8 protein-coding genes are annotated in these 10,135 nt (G+C 62.3%); 2 read left to right on the top strand and 6 right to left on the bottom strand.

What is annotated here, in order from left to right:
• Window positions 1-140: 140 nt before the first annotated feature.
• The 6 genes from G3T14_RS22290 to G3T14_RS22265 form a co-directional block, all read right to left on the bottom strand.
• On the bottom strand, window positions 141-521 hold the full coding sequence (locus G3T14_RS22290) for a hypothetical protein (RefSeq protein WP_163644710.1): 381 nt from the start codon (window positions 519-521) through the stop codon (window positions 141-143).
• A gap of 166 nt (window positions 522-687) precedes the next feature.
• Window positions 688-1,914 (bottom strand): hypothetical protein, encoded by a 1,227-nt coding sequence (locus G3T14_RS22285; RefSeq protein ID WP_163644709.1) that lies wholly within the window; start codon window positions 1,912-1,914, stop codon window positions 688-690.
• Window positions 1,915-2,275: 361 nt separating this feature from the next.
• Window positions 2,276-4,570 carry an HAD-IC family P-type ATPase gene (locus G3T14_RS22280; protein WP_246733499.1) on the bottom strand — a complete coding sequence of 765 codons (2,295 nt, stop codon included), beginning with the start codon at window positions 4,568-4,570 and terminating at the stop codon, window positions 2,276-2,278.
• 403 nt (window positions 4,571-4,973) lie between these two features.
• The gene (locus G3T14_RS22275; RefSeq protein ID WP_163644707.1) at window positions 4,974-5,567 is read right to left on the bottom strand and encodes an NUDIX hydrolase; all 594 of its coding nucleotides are present in this window, start codon (window positions 5,565-5,567) and stop codon (window positions 4,974-4,976) included.
• A 206-nt stretch (window positions 5,568-5,773) separates the two neighbouring features.
• Window positions 5,774-6,757: a zinc-dependent alcohol dehydrogenase family protein gene (locus G3T14_RS22270; RefSeq protein ID WP_163644706.1), complete on the bottom strand. Its 984-nt coding sequence runs from the start codon at window positions 6,755-6,757 to the stop codon at window positions 5,774-5,776.
• On the bottom strand, window positions 6,754-8,271 hold the full coding sequence (locus tag G3T14_RS22265; protein ID WP_163644711.1) for an NAD(P)H-hydrate dehydratase: 1,518 nt from the start codon (window positions 8,269-8,271) through the stop codon (window positions 6,754-6,756). The genes G3T14_RS22270 and G3T14_RS22265 overlap by 4 nt, the downstream gene beginning before the upstream one ends.
• Before the next feature lie 315 nt (window positions 8,272-8,586).
• Here G3T14_RS22265 and G3T14_RS22260 point away from each other — a divergent pair, with 315 nt between their 5' ends.
• Both G3T14_RS22260 and G3T14_RS22255 read left to right on the top strand, forming a co-directional pair.
• A complete protein-coding gene (locus G3T14_RS22260; RefSeq protein ID WP_163644705.1) occupies window positions 8,587-9,264 on the top strand; it encodes a chemotaxis protein CheB in 678 nt (225 codons plus the stop codon).
• Window positions 9,265-9,348: 84 nt separating this feature from the next.
• Complete coding sequence (locus G3T14_RS22255) at window positions 9,349-10,080, top strand: ATPase domain-containing protein (protein WP_163644704.1); 732 nt, start codon at window positions 9,349-9,351, stop codon at window positions 10,078-10,080.
• The last annotated feature ends 55 nt before the right edge of the window (window positions 10,081-10,135 follow it).

Raw genomic sequence — 10,135 nt, 5'->3', positions numbered from 1 at the left:
CGGAAACCTGCTACGCAGAACCACCCATCCGTGACTTTCCAAAACGGACTCTAAGGACCCCGCTGGGTCAAAAAAGGCGACGTTCGATGCGATTCGGACAGTCAATATAAGAGCCGACCGAGTGAACCGAGGCGCCTTGTCTAGGAGGATTCCTCATCGCGAAAGTGCGTCGCGCGCTTCACCAAATCGTGCATGTGCGCGGCGGCCCGTGTCGTCAGGGCATGGTGCGTGAAGCCCGGGCGGGGCGCGATGTAGGCGGCCATTTCACCGGCCAGTTCGATCTGCCGATCCGAGGCCGTGGCGAGCAGGGTGATCAACAGGTTCTCAAGCGCGATAACCCGGACATGCAGAGACGCGATCTCGGCGGCGCCATTGTCAGGCATGGGAGCTTCGCCTTCGACGGATGTGGAAGCCGCCTGCGGCCCGTCTGGTTCAGCGCCGCCCTCATTATCCCACCTGGCGAGCGCCCGTTTGCGCAGCTTCAGGGGGTCATTGGCGGAATCGGAGGCATCGTCAGACATGGGTTTGATTCCTTCTCTGCGGCAACGCACACAATCTGCCGTATCGGGGATTCCATAGATCAATCCACAGCTTACACGTATCGATCCCGGCGCTCTAATCCTTGCCGCCGATCAGGATGGGTCCGGGTGCTGCGGGAGCGCCCGTCAGCCTGGAAAAAATCTGTGGTCAGACCGCTATTCCCGCGGCGACTGTGAGGACAGGCGCGAAGCCACCGCCTGGCGTGCGCATGTTCGTCGTCTGGCCCTGATAGAGCCGGGCCGCCGCCAACAATACATCACCGGCATAGGTGTAGAGCCGCACATCGACCTTCAGCTCAATCTGTTCGCCGGCCTCGCTTAGGCGTCGAAGGCCTGGCGCGGCAAAGGCCTGGGCAACGTAGCCGCCGGCTGTAATTTGCTCCCAGACCTTCCGCGTGACCTTGTCGCCGCGATAGGCCGCCTTGCTGCCGTGACCGCCGGCAGGCTTGAAGAACAGCGCGTTTCGGTCTCGCCAGAGATCGTCGGCGTTGTCCGCAGACACGACCGTTGTCTGAAGCAGTGCGTTCTGGAGAGACGCGATCTGGGCGGGAGTCAGTCCCCAAGACTTCAGCCGCTCGGCGTCGGCCAACTCGATCAGGTTACGTTTATCGGCGAGCGTAGCGTGGATATGGGGGTTGGGCGTTACGACGGCCTGGTCTCCCAGATAGGCCGCGCGCAGCACGGCGTGTCGCGGCTCTTCAAGGGCGAAATCAACAAGGCGGTTATAGACCAGGTCGATATGCTGATCCCCGACATAGAGCCGATCGTCGCGGAGCTCGAAGTCCATTGGATCTACGATGACGGCATTCAGGCCTTGACCGATCAGGAGGGCCTGCGCGAGTTCAAACTCGGCATAGAGATGCTGCTGCTGGGGGGCGTCGTCGACGATCGCGATACGTCCAGGGGTTCCTGCCCTGCCCTGTCGCCGCCATTCTTCGACAAACATCCCAGCGACCTTGGCGTCAAAGACCGATTCCTTCGCGGCCGTGCTGGGCAGGATTTCGGCGCAGCAGGCGCGCTGGGCTCGGGCCAAGAAGGCGTTGAGGAAGGCGCCGAGCGGCCCGAAGTCCGCCTGGGCGATGACGGGCGCGCGCGCCAGAACCGTTGCGACGTATCCCGGGCTCTTCGCCGCACACTCAATAGCGGTGACGACCCTCTCCATCTCAGCCATCGCGTCGGCCGGCACGAATATGGGCACATTGGAAAACAAGGTCCGATGGGAGGCGGCCAGATCGGCTGCGAACCCCACTTCGCCGACTTCCTCGTCTAGAGCCGCCGCCAGCCGGTCGCGGTCCAGAGTGACGCAAAAGCACCCCTGGTTGAGACGCTCGGCCCGGCCGGTCGTCGCGGCCGGTTCCGAAGGGTTTGAACTCACGACATTTCCGTCCCGGTGGGCCCGCCGAGGAGAGTAGTGCGGACGCCCGCATCATAGCGACCTTGCTGTTCGTGCTCACGCGCAATCTGGCCTCGCAGAGCCATTTGCCGAAGTCCGGTAGAACCAATTGAGATACACAGCGACCGTTACTCGAGAGCTATTTAGCCGATCCCGCCACAAGGCCAGCCGCTTGTTGGGACAGAATCGGCTCGTGAGTTTCAATCAACGCAGCCAACTGTCGGATGAGTTGTTCCGGAACCAGAGGCTTCAGATGGATGATCATGTTTGGAAATTTCGAACTTGTACGCGAACCTCCTTGGGCCGGATGTTTGTGTTCTTCCTGGTCACGTCCAACCCTGTCTCAGGTGATCTTCAAACGCCTGAACACGGGGACCTTCACCAGGTCCAAGAGGGTAGCAAAGGCGGCGGCGGCGGCGAGCACGCTGGCAACCAGCCACGCTGACAGTGGCGCCATGGCGAGGCCGAAGATCGCTAAGGCGGAAGCGATCAGCACATCGGCTACGGAAGAGAAAAGAAGCCAGGTGCTGGGCCGCGAGGACCACAGGTGGCGGCGCTCGCGATTGGTGTAGTTGGTGGCCTGGTTGCCGAAGACGATGGTGACGAAGGCGAGTGTCTGCAGAGCGCTGACCGTCAGCCCTAGGCGATAGGCGCCGAAGGCGAACACGGCGGTGCAGAAGAGCAGCTCGCCGAGTCCCATGATCAAGCCCGCAATGGTCAGATTTCCGATCCGCCAGGCGTTCGGAGCAGGCGACGGCCGGACATTGTCCGTCGTCAGCGCCATGCCCAGGAAGTCGCCGGTGATCATGATCACCACCATCAATATGGGGGTCAGAATGGCATGACCGGTCATGACGAGGCCGATCGCCAGGAACAACACCTGCATGGTCTTCTTGGTGATGGAGTTCAGCGTATAGCTGAGGATGCGCTGGAAAGTGATTCGTCCTTCTTTGACCGCGGCCACGATGCCCGCCAGCCCAGGCTCGGTCAGCACCATGCCGGCGGCGGACTTGGCGACGTCGGTGGCCGTTGAGACTGCGATGCCCATCTGGGCCTGGCGCAGGGCCGGTGCGTCATTAGCGCCGTCTCCGCACATGCCGACGGTGTGGCCGCCCTTCTGGAACGCCTTGACCAGATTGTATTTATCCTCCGGCAATACCCCGGCGTAGACCGCGAATTGATCCGGGTTGACGGCGTCAGGGATCGGCCCCGGCGGGCAGACCGCGCCGTCCATTCCCACGGCTTTGGCGACGATCGCCGCCGTCTGCGGCGCGTCCCCTGTCACCATCACAGTGCGCACGCCCAAGTCGCGTAGTTCGCTCACCAACGAGGCCGAGTCGTCGCGCGGCGGATCGCTGAGAGCGATGAGCCCCGCCAGTTTCATGGCTGTTGCGGAACCGACAGCGACCGCCAGCACCCGAAAGCCCCTATCTTCAAGGTACTTCGCCGCAGCGATCGCAGCGGTCGATGGCGCCGCAAGTGCGCTCACCACGGCGAAGGCGCCCTTGACGATGCGCTGTGCCGATCCCGCGGCGTTCGTCACGTTCGCCTCGGACATCTTCTTGGCAGGGTCGAAGGCCTCGAACTTGACGAGCTTTGGGGCGTCAGACACTGGCTTGGCTTTGGCGGCGGCACGGATGGCGCCATCGACCGGATCTTCGCCCCCGTCGGAACTCGCCAGGGCGGCCAAGGCCAGAACATGCGGCTCGTCGAAGCCCTTCATCGGGCTGACCGTGGTCACGGTTAAGGCGTTCTGCGTCAGTGTGCCGGTCTTGTCGGCGCAGAGGACGACCATCGAAGCGGCCTCATCCACAGCGGAGAGGCGCGTGGGGAGTACGCCCAGCTTGGCCAGGGCCTGAGCGCCAAGCGCCGAGGCCAGGGTGAAGGTCGCTGGCAGGGCGACGGGGATCGAAGCCAGGATCGCCGTCAACACCAGTGGGATGATATCGCCGACTGGCATCTTCAGATGCCAGGAATAGGCCACCAGCAGCACGATGACGCCGCCATTCAAGATGGCGAGGTTGCGCACCAGCCGTAGGACTGCGGTCTGTTGGGAGCTGACGGCGTGGGCGGTGCGGATCAGCTCGGCAGTGCGGCCGAATTTTGTGCGCGGGCCGGTCGCGTTGACCTGCGCCTCCGCTTCCCCTCGCCTCACCAAGGCGCCCGCGTAAGTCTGCACGCCCGCGCCCGCTTCGATTGGCACGGACTCTCCGGTCAGCATGGACTGATCCAGCAGAACCTCGCCGCTGGTCAGTGTCACGTCGGCCGCAACCACGCCGCCCAGCGACAGCTTCACCAGATCGCCTGGCGCCAATTCCGCCGCCGGTACGGTCTTCCATACACCGTCGCGTTTGACCGAGGCGTTCAGGGCAAGCTTTGATTTCAGCGCCGCGAGGGTCGCCTGGGCTCTGCTTTCCTGCAGCAGTCCAAGACCGGCGTTGAACACCAGAAGCAGGGCGATGATCCCGGCTTCCAGATATTTACCGAGCAGGACCTCGAGCACGATTGCGGCTTCGAGCATCCAAGGGACGGGAGCCCAGAACTTCTCCAGTGCGCCACGCAGGGGGTGTGTGGTTGCATCAGGCATGGCGTTGGGCCCGACCTTATCGAGCCGGTTGCGCGCTTCTTCGTTCGTCAAGCCGGGTTTCGAGGCCGATGTGCCTGCCGAAGATGGCGGCGGAAGGGCCGAAGGCGTGCCGGGGGCTTTTGCGTCGGGCGTAGATCCCGGGCCGGAGCCCGAGGCTGTTGATGCGTTGGCATCGGCCGTCATTGGCCTGTTCCTTCTTGGACGCCGGGCGAGCGCGGAGCAACCGAGCAGTTTGCCCTGCAGCGGTCCCAAGGTGAGGTTGGGACTGACGGCGTTTCAGCTCTGGCAGCGGTTCGTCGAACTCCAGAAAAGCTCTTTGAACGGAACGCCTTGTACGGATGATGGATGCCGTCTGGACGATTTCGACCGTTTTCTCAGGCCCAAACTGCGCTCGGAACTTGCTTTCTGGCGGTCAGCCAAGGTGAGCTTCTGGCGCGATCATGCCGCAGGCTGGTCACCAGATGCGTGGACTTGCACTAACGAAAAGGTCGGGGCGACGCACCCGCAGCGCGCAAAGCAGGGCGAACAGTTTAACATCAGCGATCCGGCCTGCGTCTGCCGCTTCAGCCAGGTCCAGGAGATCGGTTTCTCGGACCGTGATGTCCTCATGCTCGCCCTTCGCCCCCCCGCCTTCGCCGTTGCGGTCGGCTTCGCTATAGACGGCCAGGAAAAGCGACACCCGTTCTGTGCTTACGCCTGGGCTTGACCAAACCCTGGCCACAGGTTCTAGGGACGACAGCTTGACCCCAAGCTCTTCCTCCGCTTCGCGGCGCACGGTCGTCTCCGGCCTTTCGCCCTTCTCTATCATTCCTGCACAGGCCTCCTGAAGTGCAGCTTGACCAGTGACGTCGAGTACTGGCAGGCGAAAAAGCTCCACCGTAAGTGCAGTGCGACGTTCCGGATCAAAAGGGAGGACTGAGACGGCATCTCCGTGCGACTCGACCTCCCGATCAGCTTCTGAGCCATCCTGTAGCCGCACGCGCACTGTCTCGACGGTGAGATAGCCAGCATAGGCTGTCTGACGCGCAATCACCGTTGGCTTTGGCATTGGTCCCGTCCGTTCTCGTGGACTAAACCTGCGACCGCTGCAGGACCTAATCGTTCGCCCGGTTCATTTGGACAGATCGTCGCGAATGGATCCGCGTCCGATGTTGCCAAAGAATCCCCGATCGTCTGCCACTTATGGAGATCGACGTCGTAGCCCTCCCGCACCCGAAATTCCTCCGATCATTTCTTCATGCCGACAACTGGGCCTCACGGCACGAGCACGGCTGCGCCTTCGAAGCACCCGGCGCGCAGATCGGCCAGGGCCTCATTCGCCTTTTCGAGCGGATAAGTGGTCGTCTTTACCTTGATGCCCATCTTCGGGATCTGGCCTAGAAAGTCGACGCCATCCTGTCGCGTGAGGTTGGCCACTGACACCAGCTGCCGCTCTTCCCAGAGGATGTCGTAGGGAAAGCTTGGAATATCGCTCATGTGGATGCCGGCGCAGACCACGCGTGCGCCCTTGCGCACCGCCTTGAGCGCCAGGGGCACAAGAGCGCCGACGGGCGCATAGATGATGGCCGCATCCAGCGGCTGCGGCGGGGTCTCATCAGAGCCGCCGGCCCAGACGGCGCCGAGACTCTTCGCAAAGGCCTGCGTATAGGTGTCGCCTGGCCGGGTGAACGCATAGACCTCCCGTTTCTGCCATCTGGCGACCTGAGCCACGATATGGCCAGCGGCGCCAAAGCCGTAGAGTCCAAGCCGCTTGCCCTCTCCGGCGATCGACAGAGAACGCCAGCCGATCAGGCCGGCGCAGAGTAAGGGCGCCAGTGACACGTCACTCCCCGTCTCGCCGAGCGGAAATGCGAAACTCGCGTCCGCGATGGCTGCGGTGGCGTAACCCCCATCGCGGGTATAGCCGGTGAAGAGCGGATGGTCGCAGAGGTTCTCGCGTCCCGCGCGGCAATAAGGACAGTCGCCGTCTGTGTGGCCGAGCCACGGAATACCGACCCGTTCGCCCACCGTACGGTCCGTGACGCCGGCGCCCAGTTCATCGATTCGTCCGATAATCTCGTGACCAGGGATGATCGGCGAATTGGCATTAGGCAGCTCGCCATCGACCACATGCAGGTCTGTCCTGCAAACGCCGCAAGCGAGCACCTTCACCCGAATCTGCCCTGGGCCAGGGTGGCGATCCGCCATCTCGGTCCACACGAGGGCGGATTTGGGCTTGTTGAGAACCATCGCCTTCATCGTCTCGTCCTTCGATCGGCGTCGGGTCCCGCGCGCGCCCGGAGAGTTTGAAGAACCCCAGGGATAGCGTTCGGTAGGTCTTGGGCGACAAGCCCCAGGCCAAATGCCGAAGCCGCGGCTCCGTGCAGCCAGGCCGCCGCGGCCGCCGCGTGGAACGGCGCCATGCCCTGGGCGAGCAGGGCCGCGACAATCCCGGTCAGCACGTCACCTGTCCCCCCTGTCGCCAGCTGCGGCGGAGCGTTGGAATTGATGACGGCCCGCCCGTCCGGCGCGGCGATCACTGTGTCGGACCCCTTGAGCACAATCACAGCCCCGCACTGAGCGGCCGCAGCGCGCGCTCGGGCCAGCTTGTCGCCCTTGAGGTGGAAGAGCCGCTTGAACTCGCCCTCGTGCGGCGTCATCACACAGGATCCTTCGATCGCCGCAAACAAGACGTCGGGCGCTTCTGCAAAGGAGGTCAGCGCGTCGGCGTCTAAAACGACTGTCCGCTTGGTCTTTAGGGCGGCAAGGACGTAGGCGCGGGTCACCGCGCCTACTCCTGCGCCAGGACCGATCGCGATTACATTTCGACGTTTGTCTTCGAGCATGGCTTCGAACTCGGCCAAGCCATCGAAGCTGCGAACGATCGCGTTCATCAGCGATGTCGCATAAAGGCTCCAGACCTTGGCTGGCGCGGCGAGGGTCACCATGCCCGCGCCGGCGCGGGAGGCCGCTTCGGTGGTCATCCGACTGGCGCCCGTAATCTCCTCACCGCCTAGGACCAGAACCTCGCCGCGCTTGTATTTGTATGACTCGGCTTGGGGCCAAGGAAATCCCTCCAGCCAGAGATCGGGGCCATTCTCCCACGTCTGGGGGGCGATGCGCGTGAGTTCAGCCGCCGGAATGCCAATGTCCGCGACCACGACGTCGCCGCATAGTCCTCGGCCAGGATAGAGGAGGTGGCCAGGTTTCTTGCGAAAGAATGTCACCGTCAGGTCGGCCGGCGCGGCGGCGCCCAGAACCCGACCTGTCGCTCCATCCACGCCGCTGGGAACGTCCACGGCGCAGACGGGGAGGCGCTTGGCGGTCAGAAGCTCAGCCATCTCCAGCGCCTGGCCGTCGAGCGGCCGGGAAAGGCCCGATCCGAACATCGCGTCGACGACGATTCCCGCGCCGTGTAGAAGGTCTGGCGAGAAGGCCTCCGCCGGGTCCGCCCACAGGTTGGCCGCTTGGGCGGCCTCGCCATGCAGCTTTTCGCGAGGCCCCATCAACCCCAAGGTCACCGGCCAGCCGGCAGCCTTTAGGTGGCGACCGACCACGAAGCCGTCGCCCCCATTGTTGCCGGGCCCGCACAAAACCGTCACCGGCTGCATTGGCCAGCGGGCGCCTATCGCCACGGCTACGGCGCCCCCTGCCGCCTCCATCATGTCAAATGCGACTGCGCCGTGCGAGACGGCCATGTGGTCGGCATCGTCCATTTCAGTCGGCGTGAGAAGAGAGAGGTTCGTTGGCGGGAAGGTGTGCCGACTGTTCATGAGCTTCAAACGTCAATTCGAGGGACCGAAGCCTCGATCCTCTCTACTTCCGCCGCCATCCTCGGAAATTACCTAAGGCGATGTCGCGCGTTAGCGAACTTGTGGACGCAGGCTCGTAGGCTGTTCGTTACGCTCGCTACTGCGGTGCCCGGGAGATCCACAGAGGCTCTGTAGGGTGACTCGGACGGCGCGGCCGGGCGACCTGCTGGGCGCAAGACCACCCCAATTGGGTAGTTTCCGAAGATGGCGACCGCACGATCGGACGCCTAAGCTCTGACGCCTACGCTCGAGGATCACGCACTCCACGAGCGCCCCATGCCCGCGACGACAGATGCGTCCACGTTCCCTCTGGATCAAACACTATTGAGAAAGTCGTCGTCCGGCAGAGACTTTCCGATTGTGTGTGTCGGTGGCTCGGCGGGCGGCCTCGATGCTTACATCCGGCTGCTTGAAAACTTGCCAGACGACATGGGAGTCGCGGTTGTTATCGTCAATCATCTGAGATCCGTCGCCACGATGCTCCATGAAATCCTCCCCAGACACACGAGAATGCCTGTGGAGTTGATCACCGACAGCCTGCGCATTGTGCCGAACCGTGTGTTCATCATCCCAGCCCAGCGAGACCTTCACGTGCTCGACGGGGGATTCCGCCTCGAACCGATATCGAAGCCGCGGGGGTGGCCCGACGTGATTACGGTCTTCCTGAAATCCTTGACGGAGCATTGGGACGGCAAGCTCATCGCCGTCATCGTGTCAGGCTATGACGGAGATGGAGCCGAAGCGCTTTGCGGCATCAGGGAGGTCGGCGGAACTACGATCGCCCAAACGCTTGATACTGCCAAACAACCCGACATGCCCCAGAGCGCGATCGACAGCGGTTGTATCGACTACATCCTCTCGCCGGAGGCGATCGCTGACGCCATCGTTCGCATCGCGAGGGGCGCCGGCGGCGCTGAGAGCGGCGACGCAGGCGCGGGCCAGAACCACGCCTAACAGATATCGAGACCAATATGCGTTGCGGACGCCAAGCGCAGTTTGGAAGCGACGGTACAAGACGTCAAAAAACGGAAAACAGACATGCCAAAAACTTCCGGTAAAACAAAGACCGTCAAGCCACACAAATTGGCCAAATGCCCGACCGGCATCGTAGGATTTGATGAACTTACAGATGGCGGACTTCCGAAAAACAATATCACCCTAATCTCTGGTGGCCCCGGCACTGGAAAGACGCTTTTCGGCTTAGACTTTATGATCAATGGAGCTCTCAAATATAACGAGCCTGGCGTTTTCATGTCGTTTGAGGAGACGAATGAGGAACTTCATAGAGATTTCGCCTCTCTGAACCTCGACTTGAAAAGCCTTGTTTCAAAGAAAAAGATTGTTCTCGAACATGTCGTCTTAGAACGTCGAGATATCCAAGGGCCGGATCTTAACCTGGAGGGTATCTTTGTGCGTTTGGAACACGCCATTGATTCCATCGGCGCGAAGCGTGTCGTTCTGGACTCCATTGAATCTCTATTCGCAGGCCTTACCGATCAAGGCATCCTTCGCTTGGAAATTAAACGACTTTTCCGATGGCTAAAGGACAAGCGCGTTACGGCATTCATTACCGGTGAACCAGGCCCTGATGGCTCGTTTTCGCGCCACGGCCTGGAGGAGTACATCTCCGATTGCATCATCTTCCTAGATAACCGTGTGGGCCAGAACGAACGAACCGGCCCACCTGATACGCATAGGCGGACAAATCCGGAACGCGGCGGGGCGGTGCTGAGGGGAAGGCTTCCATTGGACGGCTCCAACTCGCGCTGACGCAGGTTCGGCGGGTGTCGTCAAACAGGTGATTTCCGTGACGGGCCGGGCGTCG

It is taken from the genome of Methylobacterium sp. BTF04 (genome assembly GCF_010692745.1).
Classification (GTDB): Bacteria; Pseudomonadota; Alphaproteobacteria; order Rhizobiales; family Beijerinckiaceae; genus Methylobacterium.
The sequence above is the reverse complement of the archived record's forward strand: the minus strand, read 5'-3'. Positions and strand labels throughout refer to the sequence as shown.

Coding starts and splice junctions, on each gene's coding strand:
- G3T14_RS22265 (WP_163644711.1), bottom strand. CDS start 8,271: ATGAACAGTCGGCACACCTTCCCGCCAACGAACCTCTCTCTTCTCACG.
- G3T14_RS22255 (WP_163644704.1), top strand. CDS start 9,349: ATGCCAAAAACTTCCGGTAAAACAAAGACCGTCAAGCCACACAAATTG.
- G3T14_RS22290 (WP_163644710.1), bottom strand. CDS start 521: ATGTCTGACGATGCCTCCGATTCCGCCAATGACCCCCTGAAGCTGCGC.
- G3T14_RS22260 (WP_163644705.1), top strand. CDS start 8,587: ATGCCCGCGACGACAGATGCGTCCACGTTCCCTCTGGATCAAACACTA.
- G3T14_RS22275 (WP_163644707.1), bottom strand. CDS start 5,567: ATGCCAAAGCCAACGGTGATTGCGCGTCAGACAGCCTATGCTGGCTAT.
- G3T14_RS22270 (WP_163644706.1), bottom strand. CDS start 6,757: ATGAAGGCGATGGTTCTCAACAAGCCCAAATCCGCCCTCGTGTGGACC.